Origin of the sequence: Caballeronia sp. ATUFL_F1_KS39 (assembly GCF_023630985.1) — a bacterium.
Classification (GTDB): domain Bacteria; phylum Pseudomonadota; class Gammaproteobacteria; order Burkholderiales; family Burkholderiaceae; genus Caballeronia; species Caballeronia zhejiangensis.
In genome coordinates, this window is record NZ_JALQDZ010000058.1 from 47,528 (window position 1) to 64,889 (window position 17,362).

Consider the following 17,362-nt stretch of genomic DNA (forward strand, 5'->3'; position numbering starts at 1 on the left):
CAGCAGCGACCGGGCCATGAGGCGACACTCGCAGCGTACTTAAACGAGTCGGTTCGTTTCCGCATTGCGCGCCCGAGCAGACGGCGCGCATCGAGCCGACGGACGGCAAGCGCCATCGATCCTATCTGGCATCGCGCGCGATGTGGTGGCGATAGACCGATGCCTCGTCGGCGTATGAACGATATCTGAGACTATCGTAAAACAATCGGGCTGTGAGAGTGTTGTCGCAGAAGCCCGAGCGCGATCGATCGGCATGCGGCGCGGCGCACATGGCGCGGCTTCGGCCCTGCATCGATGTGTCTACCGGCGCACGGAACTCAGCCTTAGAAAAAGAACAATGAAAACGTCGACATTTCCCTGGCGCATCGCCGTTTCGGAAATTTTTGCCGAATTAACGCATGAAAGAAAGCTTGTGGCGTGCTCAGTCGCTCCGCCGCGCGGCGTGCCCTCTTTTTTTTGCGCGTTTTTTTGAATAACTCGATGATGGCTCCAATTATCCCTATACAAGCCAGAATTCTGCCCAACTAGCACAATGAAACCTAGAGTCAGCCGCCACCGCGGCAGCATCAGGCCATGACTTCGCTTTACGCCGACACCGGCATATTCGCCTGGGCGAGGAGCCTCGCCGAGCGAGGCTCGTTTTCGCCTGCGCGCAAGGTATTCGTGATTGCCAACGCGTTGACGATGGCGGCATCGCACGGGATCGGACCGTCAGAGCAGGGCGACGCTCCCGAGTCGCTAGTCGACGACGCCATCAGCAAGGGCGCGGCGAAATTTGCCGACAAGCGGCTGGTGCCGCTTTCCGCGTTGCGCCTGCCTTTCGAACCGGCGTGGGACCCGTACGCGGCGCTGTCCGAACTGATGATCGTCGACTGCGGCGCGTTCGCCATTCATTCAGTCAAGCGGCGTCTGAATTCGGCGGGTGTCGGGCTGGACTATCCTGAGCTTCACGATATCTCGACGGCTTTTGTCAACGCGCACTTGCGCACCGCCATTAGGAGTTTCGATCCGATACGCGGAGAAGGCAAAGAGGGCGCATGGCTGAGCACGGTCCTGTACAGGTTCGCGCTTCGCCACGCGGTGCTGGCGCATCGTTTGGAAGCAAATTTCGATCTGGCGTTCGACGTCGCGGACCCGTCGCCCTTGCCCGACGAACTGCTAGAAGCCAGGCAATGGGATCGTGCATTGGAAATTTTGCCGGCCGCGCTGAATCGTCTCCCGCGCCTGCAGCAGGAAGCCGTGACGCTCTACTTCGGTTTGTCGGACCGTGAGCATGCTGTCAGGGAAGTGGCCGCAAGGCTGCGCACGAATACCTATTACGCGCGCCTCGCAGTCAGCTCGGGCGTCATGAATCTGGCTGCGGAACTGCGCGTCGAGGGGTTGCTTTCCGCCGAAGATTTGAAGCTCGCAAGGATATTGCTTAGAGAGAACGACGATATCGACGCTGCCGCGCGCAGGCTGGGGTTAAGTCGTTCTGAACTGAAACGTCGAGCGTCCCTCGTTGCAAATAAGGTGGCCGCGTCGCTCAGGCGACGGACAGTTTTGCCGAAACCAAATGCATCAAGAGGAGCTTTGAAAATGTCGAACGAATCTGATTCTCTTGCCTTGATATTAACTGAAGAACTCCTCAACCATCGTTTGCAGTTCGAACGCCATGACGAGGACGATGTGCGCATCAGCGGCGAACGGCTGCCCCGCCCGATCTCGCTTGCGCGCGCCCGTGAGCTGCTGATCAGTCAGCTCGACCGGCTCGCCAATGCCGGCGAAGCCCTCGAATCTGACCTTGCAACGATCTTTGCGCCTGAGGTGCCGCGCGCTGATGTATCTGAGAAAGATCAACAATGGGCAACACTGTTATTCAACGCCGCGCAGGAATCGCTCGAGAGCGTCAGGCCATTTGTCGAACGATGGAAACGCGAGGCCAGGGACTGGGGCGTCCGCGTCGACTTCAATGACGAAGACCTCGCCGAACGCGTGCGTGACAGTCTCGTCGCCGTCAGCGGGTCGCTCGAGCAATCCATGCCGCGACAAAGCAGGAGGGAAGGCAGCGGCACGCTGGTAATCCGTTTTGGCGAACGTCCCGAGGACGCGGTGTTTGACTGGACGGGTGAAGGCCTCGACGTCGAACCCGTGCCGCTGCTTTCGCTGGTGCGCCACAGGCTCTCGGTCATCGGTGATTTCAGCGGGCCCGGATTGACTTTGCTGGCCGAATGCCTTGTCAGAGGGTTACAGGAAGGATGGGGCATTCTGCCGAAATTCAGACTGGAAGAGACGAATACGGATGGCGGGATCGTCCTTAGGTGGACGCGTCCCTATGCCGACGCCTGATTTGGCACGCTCCCTGAGCGTGCTGATGTGGCCCGCGGCCTGACGCTTGCAGACGCGGGTTGCGCGCGAAAGGATCCGCAACGGCTGAGCGGCTATGCGTCAGAACGTTCCATGAATGGTCTGCCAGGGACGGGGCAGGGCGCTGACATAACCGCTTCCATTCCAGCCGTATCGCCAGACATCCCACGTCCAGTCGTCACCATCGTGAGTGATGCGGTGAAAGAGAAACCCGGTCTCTTCCTTGCCCGATGGCCAACCCACCGTCGCCGAGCACCTCAACTCATGCACCTTCCAGCCGGAACCTGTGGAATCGATGGCAGGCACCACGCAGTAATGCGAAATGTGCGCATGCCCCGTCAGAATGGCCGACACGCAATAGTCCGCCGCCATCGTAAGTAATCGGTCTCGCGAGGCCGGTTCGAGTTCGAGCGTACCTAGCAGTCCTCCATGATGACTGACCGAGTGATGGCAGATTATCGCCCGCACGGTCGGTGTCTGCGACGGCTTGGTGACGCTCTGGGTCAGGTGATATTCAAGCTGTTTGAATTCTTCGTCGGAGATGCGCCCCCGGGCCATCGAACCCGTCAACCGCTTCGCCACCGAGAATGGGTTCGAGGGTTTCAATCCGGAGTTCGAATCAATGCCGAATACGTCGATCTCCAGTTCAGAGGAGGAAGAAGACCAGGTTTTCGCCCAGGGAGTCGCTCGGAATTGCTCCACGAAGAGATTGGAATTGTAGGCAGTCAGCGTAGTGCGATTGCCATCCCAATGATCGTGATTTCCCGGTATGGCGCCGAGTAAATCGGCGGCGACATCGAGGCCTATCTTGCCGTGCGGACCAGTAAGACGGGAAATCGCAGGTCGCGAACGGAGGAAGGCATGTGCAACCGCGAGTTGTTGGCTCGTCCCCGATACTGACAGATCCCCGGAAACGATGACGTGCATGTCGGCGTCGTCGGGCGCGCCCGCTTCTATCATCGCCGTGTCGAGGTCGAACGGTAACTGCATGCACTTGCCGATATCGTGCGGGCGTTGATGAGGCACGAGGCCGCGGCCACGATTGATAAGCTTGTCGCCGAAGTGCAAATCGGAAATGTGCGCGATAAGGATCATGGAAGTCTGGAACACCGAATGGTTGATCACACGCGGAGCCACTGGAGCTGTTCTTTCAACTTGTTTACGCCGCCTTCCATCCTCGAAGCAGTATGTGAACATCTGTGCAACTGACGGCAGACAACCGTCAAACATTAGTGATGCAACAACGTTTTGGCAATGAACATTGCATGTTAATGTGCGCTACCGCTCCGCTGGCGAACGCGCGCTCGCAGGAAGCGTCGCGTGAGGGCCGTTGAGAATTCCCTGGACCAGCGTCGAAGAACGCGGCAGGCGCATCGTGCCGCTGCCAGAAGGGATCAAAACGAGGCAGGTGTAGATGGGAGGAGATGCTTCGCGACGTTCCAGGGCAACAGTTCGTCGATGCTGTTGGCCTGGCGATCCGATCATCGAATCGACGATGTCCTTCATCTGTTCGCGCTCGACGCCATAGCACCGCCCAAGCACCCAAATGACCTCAACCAGTGCGACCCGCGAGACGTATCCCGGTCGTTCCGCAGATAGGGAATCCATCAGCGCCGTCGCCTTCTTCGACTGCACCGCGTCGTCCTATGCGAAGTAACGGACCAGCACGTTCGTATCCAGTCCGATCGTCGGCGGACGCCCCCTGCTCGGCGATGGCCCGGTTCATGTCCTCGATCGACACTGATTTCGCAGGCTTCTTCACGATGCCCTTGAGAGACGCAAGCGAGCGCGTGGACGGATAGACCTCATACCGGCCCGTTGCCTCGTTAAAGCTGAATTCGATCCGGTCGCCGGACTGCAAGCCAAGCTGATTGCGCACGTCTATAGGTATCGTGACCTGGCCTTTTGAAGTGATAGTTGCTGCTGTCATTGACCCCTCCATTTTCCTTACTCTATGGTACACACATGGGGAATCGGGATCCCCTGCTCCCGATTTGATTTCGACGGTCACAGGCGAGGTGCTGGCCGATGTCGAACAATGGCAGCAACGCCCGCTCGAGGCCATGTATCCGATCGTGTACTTCGACGCGCTGCGGCTGAAGATTCGCGATGAAGGCACTGTCAAGAACAAAGCGGTGTATCTGGCGCTGGGCAGCGGCATTTCTGAGTTGCCTGTAGTAGTTTGAGGAACCGTCCCATGCTCAGCCTGGAGGCTTGCCCGGCGTGTCGGCGTGTTCACGGTAGAGCGGCACATCCGGGAAAAATGGGCGTGCAAAACATGCGAGGCGCTGGTGCGGGCTGCGGTGCCGCCGCACGTGATCGACAAGGGCATCCCGACCACCGGCTTGCTGGCTCAGGTGCTGGTCGCCAAGTACAGCGATCACCTGCCGCTATATCGACAGGAGCGCATCTTTGCACGGGCGGGTCTGGCGATCGCGCAATCGACGCTCGGCGCCTGGGTTGGCGCGTGTGGCGTGCGCCTGCAGCCTCTGGTCGATGCACTTCGCGAAGAAGTGTTGCAGCAGGCGGTACTGCATGCCGAAACGATGGAACGAAGGAGTGCGTCCATACACCGCTCACTTCGGGATTGTCCCTGCACCTGTTGCAAGTTGCCAACGCCTGCTGGGTCGTCTTCCGTTCGTCTTTGAAAATCTGATCAGCCACTTCGTCTTTCCTTAGGAACGCGAATCTCGAATCCGAAAGTGATGCGAACGCTCGTCCTGAAAAAAAGATATGTCAAGACGTTAGGAAACCTCTGGCACCCGCCTGCAATGGTCGTAAGGAGTACTATTACGGAACCAGCGACTTGGAGGCATCGCGATGACACAACTTCATCTCGGATTGAACATGTCAACCAAGCGCACGCGCAAGCGGGGTTATTTGGACGAGATGAGACGAGTGGTGCCGTGGTCGCGGCCGATGGAGTTTATCGAGCCGCATCACCCAATGGGGAAGACCGGCCGGCCGCCATTGCCAATCGCGACGATGTTACACATTCACTTCATGCGGCAGTTGTTCGGTCTGTCGAATCCAGCGATGGAAGCAGCCCTATACGATGTGCCGCTGTATCGCGAATTCGCGGGCCTCGACGGTGCAATGACCCGTCCGGTGGGCTGGCGAAGAACGCGGCTCAGATCACCACATTATTTGCGTTGGGCAATCTATGGATGATGCGCGAAGCGTAAAAGACACCGCAGGTTGAACTCACTCCCGCGCTCTCGATGAGGGACGTAAAGTGTGGGCCCATCGCCTCTCTCATTAAGAGACCGTGTCGGACAAAGAACTACCGCAACTATGGTGCGCAGGCAGTTTAAAAAGCGCCCTTAGCTCAACTATTATCGAAGAGAATCAGGACCCCGTCTCCGCGGTCTCGCGTAGGAAATCCGGTTCGGCTGACGTAATGAGGTAATCAAAATGTCACACGGTCAGGAAGTGGTCCTTTGGCAGTGGTTGATCGGCGTGTTTGTCGTCGTGGTATACGCAAACGACAGATTCGAGAGTCCACTTCCGATGCGCCCGACGACGACTTTCGTTCGGTATTGGATAGCTCGCAGTGGTTATGTTCTTTCAATGTTATTACTTTACTATGTGCTTAGTCAGGCATTCTCCAGTGCGCCTGCGCTCGCAGCGTTCGCCGGCATTGATGAAATCCCGTCCACATTAAATAACCTGCCAAAGCCGCTTTTGACGGCGTTGTTTCTCACTTCTATCCTTCCGCATTCACCGATTCTAAAAAAATTGGATGAAGTGGTGAAGAGATGGTTCGAACGAATCGGCAATATTCCATATGAAGTCCGCGAACTTAGCGGCAAACTGCGTAACGGGGAATTCATGCCGCCGAAAGAGGCGGCAGAAAGCATAAGGGACTCGCTAGATCGTCTCGGTGTGAAAACGGACTGGCTCGCGTTGCCAAAAAACACCCTGTCTGGAAAATGGGCGAGAACTGTCGCCCTTTATGCAACAGTCCGCCGATGGCCGGATTCACGGTTTGCAAGGTTTGCCGACCGCCAGCGCGAAAAACTGGCCGAGTTCGATCAGCAGATCGAAAAGTTGGGCATCAGCCTGAGAGGTGACACGCTTGCGATGCTCGATATGAGCGAGCACGCTTCCCTAGCGGCGCCTCTTAGACAGAAACTGCTCACTGAAATTGATACCGTTTACAAGGAGTTGTGTGACTTCGTCAGCGGCGGCGTACTCGAATGTGAGTGGGCACCAAATAGTCGCTACTCAACTCTGGCCAAGCTTGGTTTCTGTAGTGTCAGCAAACCGATTAACCCAATGCGGGCCGACGATCTCGTCCTTGTTATTGGTTTGATTTTTTTTGTAGTGGTAGTCGTAATTGTTTTGCTTGGCGCAATAAATGGAGCCGCCGATGCAGCAAGTTTTCGGTTGGCGGTCTTGCTTCCCATGATCTACGGAATCTCGATCGCAGCGGCTATCTATCCCAAGGCCGCGTGGCCATACGCACGAATGAAATTTCCCGGCCGCCGCCCGATCGCAGCGTATGCGATTTGCGGCGTCCTCGCCGTTGCGGCATCGGCCCCCGCTGCTCTGATACTCCGAATGGTATGGTCGAACACCGGAAATCCACTGGATTTACTTATCCAAGAGGGACTGTTTTCGCGTGCGTTGAATGAGTCGATACAACGGTGGCCTTGGTACGTTGGGACGTTCTTTACTACAATCGCTATCGCATGGGCGGCGGACGACTATTTCGGAGTGGCTGATCCTCCAAAATGGCTGCGTTATGCAGAAGCCCTTGCGCTTGCTGGGTTCTTAGTCCTCGTGCAGTTTTTGGTCCTGCAATTTTTTAAGAATGACGATAATTTGCGAGCATTTTACCAGCTGCGGCTAGAACCGAACCGAAGTCAGATTTACATCAATTCAGCTGCTATTGGTCTTTGCATCGGCTTTCTAATCCCGCACTTCTACAGGCGCAGTTGTAGCGCGCCCAATCACTCCGATGACGAAGCGGTTGATGCCGCCTCATGCGGCATAGCACGTTCACAGCAAACGGACAGAACGTAGGAGATTAAGGCGAGCGCAGCGAGTCACGCCGTACGTGGGGCCGTTCGCCGACGGGTTCAAGGAGGAGAAAATGAGTGCCATCACGTTGTACGCCTGTGCCGTGCCAACATATTATGAAGGTTCGACACGACGTCCATCGACACTAGGCCATGGCGTGAAATGGCGCCATTGTGGCCTTCAAGATGTTGATGGCGAGGTGGGCTACGATAGCTCGTGCGCATCTTGCGGCGGGTGATGTCGCTTCGCATCTATTTATGCATTGCTAAGCGAAAGAAGATCGTTCCGGCATGTCGATACAGACCTGGTTCTGCTTCCGGGCGTGCGCCGGCATGCCTGAAACGTTAGCATGAGCGGGTCGAGGGGCGGCTGGAGCGCCCTCCACCGGCTGGCTGTGAGGTGCGGGATGCGTGTCGTTCTATGTGACGAAGACCCGAAAAAGCTAGGCGCCTCGCTCCGTTCGCATGGCCTGCAAGACAGCGTGGACCTGTCCGGCGCGGGCTCGGGAACGCTTGTAGTCGTCGTGTTCGCGCACCCGCGGCATATGTCCGATTCAGCGGGCGAATGGCTGCGCGACGCCGCACAGGCTGACGCGTTCATCATTGCCTGCACGCCAACCACGAGACTGCATTGTCAGCACGAGCAGTGGTGGCCGGCGCGGATCTGGGACCTGATCGTCGCCGCTACGGACGACACGCTGATCAGCGAAGTGGCGCTGCGCCTCAATCGTCTCGCGGAAACGGAGGGCATACTCGCCTCCGACTGGCTGCGCAAGCGTGCCGTCGGCAATTCGTCCGTATGGCGCAAGACCCTGCGTGCGATCACGGAGGTCGGACGCTTCGGCAGCGGCGCATGCTTGCTGCTCGGCGAGAGCGGCTGCGGCAAGGAATTGCTCGCCCGCCTGATTCACGATCTCGACCGTGAGCGGCGCGGCGGCCCGTTCGTCGTGGTCGACTGTACGACACTGAATCCGGAACTGTCCGGCAGCGAGTTGTTCGGACACGTGAAAGGTGCTTTTACCCATGCGCTCACTGCACGCGACGGTGCCGTGGCGCTGGCCGATCACGGCACGTTGTTTCTCGACGAAGTGGGCGAACTTGAGCTGCCATTGCAGGCCCGGCTGCTACGGGTCATTCAGGAGCACATGTATAAGCGCGTCGGCGAAGACCATTGGCGGCGGTCAGACTTCCGTCTTGTCTGCGCGACGAACCGCAACCTCGAGACGGATGTGAACTCGGGTCGGTTCCGCGCCGATCTGTACTTTCGCATCGCGCAGTGGATGGTGCGCGCGCCGACGCTCGCTGAGCGTCGCGACGACATTCCGCTTCTGGTGCGGCACTTTCTGGCCGAACAGAGCGACAGTGCTCCCGAAGTGATGCCCGAAGTGATGCACCGACTTGTCGATTCCGAGTATCGCGGCAACGTGCGGGAGCTGCGCAACGTCGTGCTGCGCATGGCCGACCGGCAGCGTGGCTATCGCGTACTGAGTACCGGCTGCCTGGATGAACCGGACTTCGATGTCCTCGCGCCGGATGGGGCGCATAACTGGGAACAGGTCTTCGCCCGAGCGGTCGAAAGCGCGCTCGACGCGGGGCTCGGCCTGAAAAACATCGGTCAACTGGCCGAGTCGCTCGCGGTGCAGGCTGCTGCACGCCGGGCCGGCAGTACCGGCCGCACTGCCGAGCTGTTGCAGATCACCCCGCGCGCGCTGCAACTGCGCCGGCAGGGACGCAGTTCCGAAGCCGGTTAGGCAATCGTCGCCGCGCGCGCGACGTGAGCAGCTCCAGCAACGCGCACGCGCTGCAGGAGCCGGACCGCGTTGCCACCCGTCATCTGTGCGAACGCGCCGGGCCGTGCATGCAGCGCGCGTATCTTGGCGAGCTCGAGTCCGGGATGCAGCCACGGCCCATCGGAACCAAAGAGCAGCTTGCCCGGTCCGGCCCGCCCTAGCGCCTCTTCAAGCAGATCGAAGCGGCGCACGCCTGCGGTATCCGCAAAAAGGTTCGGGTGACGGGAGATCAGCTCGATGACCTGTCGTTGCGCGGCCCAGTCGTCGGCGAAGCTGCCCAGGTGGGCGAAGACGAAAGCGACATCCGGATGAGTCTGCGCGAGCAGGTTCAGGGCGCCTGTTTCAGCGCCCGGATCGTACAGTACCGGCAGTCGCCAACGGCGCGCCGCGTCGCAGACTTGCCGATGAATGCGTGCATCATGACGGTGCACCTTAATGCCGCGTAGGCCGAGATCAACAACCGCCTCGCGAATCATTTCGTGAATCCGCTCGCGGTCGCGATCGGCATGCACCATCGCGAAGCCGATCCAGCGTCGGGGATTGCTGCGCACGATCGCGGCGACCTGCCGGTTGCCCAACACGTAGTCCGATTGGAACACGGGCAGCAGCACCGAGCGCGCAATGCCGGCTTCGTCGGCGCGGCGTATGTAGGCGGCGAGCGGCGCACACGTGTCCCAAGGTCCGGTCATGCCGTCGCCATCGCCCGCGTGTACGTGGAAGTCGATGATCATGGCGACCACTCGAAAGTTTCATCCTTGTTACGAACCGCCTGATTGCCGGGGGCGTGAGGCGAGTCTACTCCCGTGGGCAGCAGGTTTGTGATCCTCAGTCCGCCGGGCCCCACAGTGAACTGCTTCTGCAGCAGGACGTTCGACACGCGCTGGCGCAATGCGCGCACGAGCGTATGCTCGACCGTGCTCATATGCTTCGCGGGCACGTTAGCCGTCCATACACCGAATTTGCCGGGGTCACGGTGGCATTGCGAAAACCAAAGATGCTGTCCGAGACGTAGCTTCAGCGCGTCCGACTGCCCCACATAGACCGGCCGCTGATTGCGCGTGAGCAGGTAGACGCCGGACCCGCTCACGCCCGATATTGCATCGGCGAGCGGTTGCCACTTGGACCATGCGAGGTCCAGCCTAGCAGACCTGACGATATCCTCAAATTCGAGTTCGAAGTCGCGAGCCGGCGTGCTGGATCCGGATGAGGCGAACGAATCGGTTCGCATACCATACGGTCCCGGCGTGAAGCTCAGGCCGAGCAGCGAAAGCATGCCATCACGCTGACGGGCAAGCAGGCACGCATTGCAGCAGGCAGCGGAACTCTGGAAGCGGGCGGTGCCGATCCGCGGTTCTGTTTTTACGCGCCGCGCCCGGGCGATGATCTGCCGCAGGTCCTGGATCAGCACGTGAGGCGGCGTGTCGGCAGGATAGCTGCGGGCTTCGGCGAGGAGCCTGACGAAGCGGCGCATCCGCCACGGCGCGAGGTCCAGCGTTTCACCTTCCGAGGTCTTAAACATGCTCGAACTCCTCCATCGGTAGCGAACGGGTAGCGGCGCGCGCGACCGCCGGCCGCGGCAACGTGTGCGCAAGCGATGCCATCGCGTGCATCAGCGCGTCGATATCCGTCCCGCTGTGATTGGCCCGAACTACGACCGCTATGGCATAGCGAGATTCTTGCTGCAGCAGCGCGGTGCGGATGCCTTGCGCCCGCAGGCTCGCGTGCAGCGCCCGAGTGCGCTCCGGTGAGCCGAGCCGGAACTGTTGCAACGGATGTCCGCGCCGCAGCGCGCGCAGGTCGTGCAGCCGGGTGACGGCGAGCGTGCGCAATCCTGACTCGAGGCGGGCGATGCGCTCGATCAGCGCCGCGCGCAGCACTTCGCCATCGCGTCGATTGACGGCCATCGCGTTAAGCGCGGCGTGCAATGCTGCCTCGCAGGCCGCGCTGCAATGCGACTGTGTCGGGCCGGTTCGCGCGATTGCGCCGACGATCGCGGTGGGGCCGCATAAGGTCGCGAGCGGCGCGCCGAACGCCTTCGCCCATGACGCGATCAGCAGCACGCGTTCGTTGGCTCCAATGCCCGTATAGGGCAGCAGCCCGCCGCCGCCCATGCCCCACGGATGCGACGCCGAGGGACGGTGGCCGAACAGCCCGAGCACCTGGCTCTGATCAATTGCGACGAGGCCGCCGCGCCGGCGCGCGAGCGCCACATAACGCGCGACCGGCGCGGGCTCGCCCGCCGCGGAGGTTGCATCGACGATGATCGCGGGCGGCAGCCCGCTGCGCTGCTGGCGCATTCGCTGCGCCAGGTCGGCCGGGTCGCCGTGGCGAAACCAGCGGACCGGCACGCCAATGCCCATCACGCGTTGCAGCCCCCACCGCAGCACCGGATATAGCGCTTCGTCCGCCAGCAGCGCGTGCGTCCCGCCGAGCCACTCGATCACGTCGATCGATAAATGCAGGGTCGATGGCGCGACCATGCCTGCTTCGCATCCTTGCAGTGCCGCGGCTCGCGAGCCGACCATGCGAGCGAGCGGCGCGACCGCGAGCGACGCCGGCACACCTGTCGTCAACGCGGCATAGTCTCCCGTCTGAAGGGACGGATGGCGCAGGCCGAAATAGAGCGCAGAGGCGAAGTCGAGCATGGCGTCGTGGTTCCGTAGTCGCGCGTCCGCTCACGCCGCCTTGATCCTCTGCTGCTCCTGCATCCGGCGCATCAGATGCATGCCAGGCACCTGCACGTCGACCGGGTCGGCGCTGACATCGACGCCGGTTACGGCACGATAGGAGTGGATGTAGGTCTGGATCTCGGGGCGGAAGAAGGCGGCCCAGTTCGCCGCGTTGTTCGGGTCGTCGATCGAATTCCAGTTGCCCCAGCGGATCGAAGAGACGATCTGCTCGCCGGTCGTGGCCAGCTGCCAGAACTGGTAGGTGTTGGTGTCGCCCCAGCCCTGAAGCTTGCGCATGCTTTCGACCGAATGCATCCACGGCTCCGGATACGCGATCATCGCGCGGCGCGGCAAGAATTCGCGAAACTCCGGCCGCGCCAAGATCCACTGCTGCATCAGCATCTCAATGCGCGAGGTGCTCGGCAATTCACGGAATTGGTTGTGCGCGCCTTCCGACAGGATCAGGTGTACTTCGCGCAGCGCGTTGAGCAGCGGGAAGCCGTCCGGCACGACGGTCGTGTCGTCGGCCTGGCGGAAGAATGGCACGCACAGGTTCAGCAGCGTATGGAAGGCTGCTAGGAACTTGCTGCGCACGTCTGCCGCATGCGTCGTCGGCACGGCGCGGCCAAACAGTCGGAAGCCGTACTCGTGCTGATATTCGGCGGCGCGCCGCTCAATCGGCAGCCGCGACTGCTCGTCCTGCACCCAGCCCCAGATCATGTTGTTGAGCGGACGAACGGCGTCGAGCTCGAGCTGGATCAGCGGATCACGCGGGCCGCCGGACACGTTCTGGAAACGCCGCGAGATCGCGTTCATCGTCTGCACGAGCTGCATTTCTTCCATCCAGTAGCTCCAGATCAGTTCGATCAGCGGTGGGCGCATCAGCTTCGCTGAGAAATCCTGATTGAGATGGCCGAGCCAGAGGCACCCTTCGCCGCAATGGTTGACCGGCGACGGGACGATCGGCGCCTGCGGCTGCATTACGATCTGTGGCGCTGCCGCGTTGGCCGACTGCGCGGCCAGCGCGGGGACTTGGCTGTCCGTACCGTTGAGACCGTCGACCACGCGCTGCAGGTACGGCACGGAAGGCGGCAGGCTCATTCCGAAATACTGTTTGGCGAGCGCATTGACCTGGGGCTGCTCGATGCTGATGCCCAGACGCGTGCTCGCGAGATAGAGCGCGTAAGGATCGCTGCCGAGTAGTTCCGCGATCTTCGGAAAGTCGTCGCTGCTTGGCACCACGCCGCCCCACGTCACGACGAATGCTTCGGTGGCGACGCGCAACGCGCGATATGCCTCGGTGTCGGTGAAGGGCAGGAAGCGACGCCGACTCAGCTGTTGCGCGCCACTGAAGATCGGAAACGAAGGATCGTTCGCCGACGTCGGCGCAGGCGCGCCCATCCCATCCGGACCGAACAGGAGCGCGAGCCTGTCCGTGTAGTTGCGCCAGCCGAGCATGTCCGCGTTCAGTTTGATCATCAGCCACAGCGCAATGTCGCCGCTCAGCGGACGGGTGGTCCGTTGCAGCGTGATCGGGTTCTTGATCACATAGCTGTTGGGCGCCACTGGGCCCGAGTTTGGATCGAGGTCCGGCACGGGCGGCGGCAGAATGCCGGAACCCGCGGCGGATGCCGTGAAGACAGGTAGCGGAGCCCCGGCGGCCCCTGTCGGTGCGGCCGACTGACCAGCATCCGCCGCCTGCGGATCCGACTGCGGGAGCGGTATGGTAAAGCTGCCCAGGAGTTCGACGCGCCCTTCTTCCATCAGCCGGCTCTTGATCTTTCTGAATACGTGAATGGTGTCAATGTCGCCGTCGAGCAGTTCGAATAGCAGTGCGTCGATCTCATTCGAAACCTCTTGTTTGCTTCTGCTCCGGCCCTCTTGATCTGCTTTCACGCCGACCATCTCTTCCGCCTGTTCGCCCAGGGCATACGTCCGCTTGGGCAGAGTCGGATCGAGCGTGATGTGAACCCACTTGTGGTCTGCGGTGAGTTTCTCGATATCAGGCACCGTGAAAGTGCCGGCTTGTTCGTCAATGGTCGGTTTGAGTCTGTAATGCACACGGATGGGTTCCATCGCGTCTCTCCTGGTAAATCATGGATGTGCGGCCATCGAAAGCGGCGCCGTACGGCGCTGGTTCAGCACCACGCTCAGCTGCATGCTGTCTGCTTTCCACGGGAGATAACCGGCGAGCGCCCAGCGCTGCAGCAGAGCGGCAATGATCCGCAGTTCGTCGTTGGCCGGCAGCATGCCGCTGTATCGCGCCTGGCCGAGTACCGCGAACGCGAGCGTCGGCGTGTTTGCGAGAAGCTGCTGCGGGCGCAACCTAACGTGTTGCCAGAGCTCGAGCAGACGTTGCGGATGCCGGTCGGGCAGGTGCAGCGCGTCGCCGAGGCTGCGGCCGCGCAGCGCGGGCGGACGCAGCGCCAACAAGGTGTCGACGAAGACTGGCACACTCCTATCGAGCGCGTCGAATGTCTTGCGCTGGCTCGCGCTCATCTGCTCGCGCGGGTAGAGCCGCTCCCAGACCTGCTCGAGCTCGTTCCATTGGGGATGAGGATAGAGTGCGCGGCCCATCGCGATCGACAGCTTGACGCGAATCCACGGCGCGGGATGCGGATCGTCGAGATTGACCCGCAACACGAATGCGCGCGGCAGGCTCACGACGCTCATCAGTCCGCAAGTCGCGGCGATACCGACCCGCGACACGGCCCACAGGTCGGCGAGAATCTCGCTAATCCAGCGGTCCCATGCGCGCCACCACTCGGCTCCGTTGGCCACCCGCGGGACGGACGCGCGCCGGTACGCGTTCACGAGGTCCAGCAACGCGGCCGCCTGATGCCCAACCTCGTGAAACAGCGAAGCCGCTATACCCGTGCCGACCATGCGCTCGCGTGGAATCCGGATCACCGCCACCGGATTTGCCCCGCCGCCCGGTAGGCGCGTGCGGGCTCGCCGGATCGCGCCACCGTGTCCGCGCTCGACATAGCAGATCACCGGCGGTGTCGACGGCGTGACGCCTGCCTGCCTGAGCCCGTCCTGCGCGGCGACATCGAGGCCCGCGAGCCAGATGCCTGTGCCGTGCTGGCCGCGCTGCGTCAGCACTTCGGCAAAGATTTCGAAGTGCGTGAGTGCCGCGTGGAAATACAGTTTCAGCAGCGCATAGTGACGTTGCGCGACGGCGGTGTTGTGCGGCGTCGGATGCAGTTGTCGCAGCCGATGCAGGAAGTGTGCAATGCGCAGCCGCAGCTGCTGGCGGGCCGCCTGCATATGGCGTTCAATCGCGCTCATCGCTTCATCACTGATGTTCGCGGCGGGCACCATGGGCATTTGCAGCGCATAGGGCAGTTGCGCGTCGAGGCGTGCCCGGATACCGAGCACTTCCTGTTCGAGCAGCCGCATGGCCTGGGTACAGGAATTCATAGTGCCGACCTCGGAATGCCGTCAATACGCGGGACGCGGCGCGGCCAGATAGAGGATGATTGCGCGGCCGCTGCGAGAGCGACGCCAGACGCCGCTGCGTGGCATTTGCGTCACATGCTGGACCGCCGTCCCGCAGGACGGGCAACTCACGCCACTCTCGATTACACCCGGCTGGCCGTAACGCGCGATGCCGTTGCCAGTCGGCAGCGGCGTGAAGGCCTGCGTCGTCGGCGGCCCGAAGATCGGTGTCGCGGCCTGACGTGCGGCTGCCACGCCGTTCTGCGAGATCGTCCGCATCGCCGTCAGCAGCCCCGGCGCCACCTGGCGGGCGCCGCGCAGGAACGCGATGCGGGCCGCCCGCGCCGGAGGGACATGTGGCGGCATTGTTGCCAAATGACGTGCGGCGTGCTGGCCGATGCGCACCACCCGGCGAGCGACCTCAAACTCGCGGTCCTCGTTGCTGAGTCCCTCAAGCTCGAGGCCGAGCGCGCTGCCCGCCATACCGGCCAGCTTGCCGCCGATCAGACCACCGGCCCCCGGCACGACCATGTTGCCGAGCGCGCTGCCGACCACAGGCAACGCCGACTTAACCGCGGTGCGGAGAATCCCGCCTAGCGCCTTGCCGGCCGACGACTTTGCGAAGTTCGTTGCGACCCTTCCAACGGACTTGATTAGGCCGCCGAGAAATTGTTCGAGCTCCTGTTCATTGTTGACCGCCAACAGTTCGGCGGCGAGTTCAAGTTCCTGCATTTCGCCGGACACCTCGCTCTCGAACTCGTTCTCGAATTCACTATCGCCCGCTTCGAACTGCGACCCAAATTCCGTTTCGAATTCGCCTCCCAGTTCCTGACCGAACTCGCCAGCCAGTTCCGGGGACAGCTCCTGTTCCAACTCGTTGTAGCCAGGGCCCCAACCGCCTGGCCTGGAAGTGCCGATATCGTGCATTTGCCTCTCCTTGACCGAAATTGGCGAGAGCGAAGTCCCGCGCGCTTTCGTCATTGCACAGGTCGTACCAAGCGGCCGTGAAATGCATAAGCCTTGATTTTCGGGGTGGTCGACATGCGCGAGGCGCGCTTGCGCGAATCTCCCTTCGCATGACGGGCAAGCACATAGCGCGAAATGCGAAGCAAGTTTCGTAAGATCGAGGCAAGACCGGCTCGCCGTGCCTGCAACTCGGCTTCGCCGAGACCGACGCGGTGACGAATCCAGACTCAGTTGGCGTGTGAGATTCGCAGCAAAATCGAAGTTCGCCACGATGAAGCAGACCGATTTAGAGAACAACAACTATCTTAGCCGGTCCTTTAACAGTTACCTTGGCCACCGGAGACGACGAACTACCGGCGGCGCCGGAGTGGCGGGTTTTACGATGGCTGATCGCGTCGAACAAGAAGCGGACAGCTCGCTCGCGCTGCCACGTCGCCCAGGCCGATGCTTCCGTTCGTCATGCTTTCGCCCGCCGTCCGTATTCTGCTGTGCGCCGACTATACGCACAATTTCAATAACGGCTTTGCGCTTCAGGATGCGATACGCCATTGAGAGCCAACACCATTTCGCGGGTGCCGCGCACGCGGTCGATGCGGTATTTTTCACGATGCAGCGGCAGGGCGTCGGTCTTCCTTCCTATCTCGTCGTCCAGCTCGATCGCGGCCGTGGGGTTGTCTTCGGCGATGTATTCAAAGATTTTGCTGCGATCCTCGCTCCATCTCGATGTGGCCTGTTCTCGTTGCGTTTGGAAGGGCCAGTATCAGTTGGCGCGGCTCGTTAAGCTTCATCAGTTACCATCTCTAATCGACACCGAACCAAGCACCGGCGCTAGGTGTCGAGGTTACGCTTAGCAGCACCGATCGGGTCGCTTTGCGCGCGCGGTGGCTTCTGCGACGGCAGACGGTCGTCATGCTCAATGCGCCGGGCCGTGCGAACGCTCATGCCCGCCATCGCCGCGGCGACTTCCTGAGTGTGATGTTTGCGCTTGCTCATATAGAGTCGGACCTGCTGGTCCGTCACGTAGGTTCCAGGCATGGCTTGCACCTGTGCATGCGGCACATTCGGACTTGAATCGTCCAATCAAACTGCCGCGCGAGGCGTTCGTCAATGAAGGTCTTTCTCGATG

The 17,362-nt window shown here is 61.1% G+C and carries 12 protein-coding genes and 5 pseudogenes; 7 read left to right on the top strand and 10 right to left on the bottom strand.

Annotation, left to right across the window (positions count from 1 at the left end):
- Positions 1–573 precede the first annotated feature (573 nt).
- Positions 574–2,328 carry a sigma-70 RNA polymerase sigma factor region 4 domain-containing protein gene (locus NCR93_RS28960; protein ID WP_250532348.1) on the top strand — a complete coding sequence of 585 codons (1,755 nt, stop codon included), beginning with the start codon at positions 574–576 and terminating at the stop codon, positions 2,326–2,328.
- A 99-nt stretch (positions 2,329–2,427) separates the two neighbouring features.
- Here NCR93_RS28960 and NCR93_RS28965 read toward each other — a convergent pair whose 3' ends face one another.
- The 3 genes and pseudogenes from NCR93_RS28965 to NCR93_RS28975 all read right to left on the bottom strand — a co-directional run.
- A complete protein-coding gene (locus NCR93_RS28965) occupies positions 2,428–3,471 on the bottom strand; it encodes a metallophosphoesterase family protein (protein WP_250532349.1) in 1,044 nt (347 codons plus the stop codon).
- Positions 3,472–3,624: 153 nt separating this feature from the next.
- Positions 3,625–3,852, bottom strand: coding sequence for a hypothetical protein (locus tag NCR93_RS28970; protein ID WP_250532350.1), 228 nt, complete (start codon positions 3,850–3,852; stop codon positions 3,625–3,627).
- A 184-nt stretch (positions 3,853–4,036) separates the two neighbouring features.
- Positions 4,037–4,276 (bottom strand): annotated as a pseudogene (locus NCR93_RS28975) (AbrB/MazE/SpoVT family DNA-binding domain-containing protein); the annotation flags it as partial.
- A 55-nt stretch (positions 4,277–4,331) separates the two neighbouring features.
- Here NCR93_RS28975 and NCR93_RS28980 point away from each other — a divergent pair.
- From NCR93_RS28980 to NCR93_RS29000, 5 genes and pseudogenes are all read left to right on the top strand, one after another.
- Positions 4,332–4,499: pseudogene (locus tag NCR93_RS28980) on the top strand (transposase); the annotation flags it as partial.
- A gap of 75 nt (positions 4,500–4,574) precedes the next feature.
- Positions 4,575–4,889 (top strand): annotated as a pseudogene (locus NCR93_RS28985) (IS66 family transposase); the annotation flags it as partial.
- A 277-nt stretch (positions 4,890–5,166) separates the two neighbouring features.
- Positions 5,167–5,451, top strand: a pseudogene (locus NCR93_RS28990) (transposase); the annotation flags it as partial.
- A gap of 309 nt (positions 5,452–5,760) precedes the next feature.
- A complete protein-coding gene (locus NCR93_RS28995) occupies positions 5,761–7,374 on the top strand; it encodes a hypothetical protein (protein ID WP_250532351.1) in 1,614 nt (537 codons plus the stop codon).
- A gap of 478 nt (positions 7,375–7,852) precedes the next feature.
- Positions 7,853–9,121: a sigma 54-interacting transcriptional regulator gene (locus NCR93_RS29000; protein WP_250532352.1), complete on the top strand. Its 1,269-nt coding sequence runs from the start codon at positions 7,853–7,855 to the stop codon at positions 9,119–9,121.
- On the opposite strand, the gene NCR93_RS29005 is transcribed toward NCR93_RS29000, so the two are convergent.
- The 6 genes from NCR93_RS29005 to NCR93_RS29030 form a co-directional block, all read right to left on the bottom strand.
- A complete protein-coding gene (locus NCR93_RS29005; protein WP_250532353.1) occupies positions 9,118–9,891 on the bottom strand; it encodes an amidohydrolase family protein in 774 nt (257 codons plus the stop codon). The genes NCR93_RS29000 and NCR93_RS29005 overlap by 4 nt on opposite strands.
- Entirely contained in the window at positions 9,888–10,679 is a 792-nt protein-coding gene (locus tag NCR93_RS29010) for a GIY-YIG nuclease family protein (RefSeq protein WP_250532354.1), read from the bottom strand. Before NCR93_RS29010 ends, NCR93_RS29005 begins: the two co-directional genes overlap by 4 nt.
- Complete coding sequence (locus NCR93_RS29015) at positions 10,672–11,640, bottom strand: 8-amino-7-oxononanoate synthase (protein WP_250532355.1); 969 nt, start codon at positions 11,638–11,640, stop codon at positions 10,672–10,674. Before NCR93_RS29015 ends, NCR93_RS29010 begins: the two co-directional genes overlap by 8 nt.
- A gap of 195 nt (positions 11,641–11,835) precedes the next feature.
- Positions 11,836–13,905, bottom strand: coding sequence for an 8-amino-7-oxononanoate synthase (locus tag NCR93_RS29020; RefSeq protein WP_250532356.1), 2,070 nt, complete (start codon positions 13,903–13,905; stop codon positions 11,836–11,838).
- 18 nt (positions 13,906–13,923) lie between these two features.
- Positions 13,924–15,252 carry a hypothetical protein gene (locus NCR93_RS29025; RefSeq protein WP_502799863.1) on the bottom strand — a complete coding sequence of 443 codons (1,329 nt, stop codon included), beginning with the start codon at positions 15,250–15,252 and terminating at the stop codon, positions 13,924–13,926.
- 21 nt (positions 15,253–15,273) lie between these two features.
- Positions 15,274–16,197, bottom strand: a complete 924-nt coding sequence (locus NCR93_RS29030) for a hypothetical protein (RefSeq protein WP_250532358.1) — start codon at positions 16,195–16,197, stop codon at positions 15,274–15,276.
- A 310-nt stretch (positions 16,198–16,507) separates the two neighbouring features.
- On the opposite strand from NCR93_RS29030, the gene NCR93_RS32165 reads away from it, so the two are divergent.
- Positions 16,508–17,017, top strand: coding sequence for a hypothetical protein (locus tag NCR93_RS32165; protein WP_502799864.1), 510 nt, complete (start codon positions 16,508–16,510; stop codon positions 17,015–17,017).
- Positions 17,018–17,109: 92 nt separating this feature from the next.
- Here NCR93_RS32165 and NCR93_RS29040 read toward each other — a convergent pair.
- A pseudogene (locus NCR93_RS29040) lies at positions 17,110–17,271 on the bottom strand (helix-turn-helix domain-containing protein); the annotation flags it as partial.
- Positions 17,272–17,362: the final 91 nt, after the last annotated feature.

Bases quoted from the DNA above. Each gene is read 5' to 3' on its own strand.
- NCR93_RS28960 (WP_250532348.1), top strand. From the start codon at position 574: ATGACTTCGCTTTACGCCGACACCGGCATATTCGCCTGGGCGAGGAGC.
- NCR93_RS28970 (WP_250532350.1), bottom strand. From the start codon at position 3,852: ATGAAGGACATCGTCGATTCGATGATCGGATCGCCAGGCCAACAGCAT.
- NCR93_RS28995 (WP_250532351.1), top strand. From the start codon at position 5,761: ATGTCACACGGTCAGGAAGTGGTCCTTTGGCAGTGGTTGATCGGCGTG.
- NCR93_RS29005 (WP_250532353.1), bottom strand. From the start codon at position 9,891: ATGATCATCGACTTCCACGTACACGCGGGCGATGGCGACGGCATGACC.
- NCR93_RS29010 (WP_250532354.1), bottom strand. From the start codon at position 10,679: ATGTTTAAGACCTCGGAAGGTGAAACGCTGGACCTCGCGCCGTGGCGG.
- NCR93_RS29015 (WP_250532355.1), bottom strand. From the start codon at position 11,640: ATGGTCGCGCCATCGACCCTGCATTTATCGATCGACGTGATCGAGTGG.
- NCR93_RS29020 (WP_250532356.1), bottom strand. From the start codon at position 13,905: ATGGAACCCATCCGTGTGCATTACAGACTCAAACCGACCATTGACGAA.
- NCR93_RS29025 (WP_502799863.1), bottom strand. From the start codon at position 15,252: ATGAATTCCTGTACCCAGGCCATGCGGCTGCTCGAACAGGAAGTGCTC.
- NCR93_RS29030 (WP_250532358.1), bottom strand. From the start codon at position 16,197: ATGCACGATATCGGCACTTCCAGGCCAGGCGGTTGGGGCCCTGGCTAC.
- NCR93_RS32165 (WP_502799864.1), top strand. From the start codon at position 16,508: ATGAAGCAGACCGATTTAGAGAACAACAACTATCTTAGCCGGTCCTTT.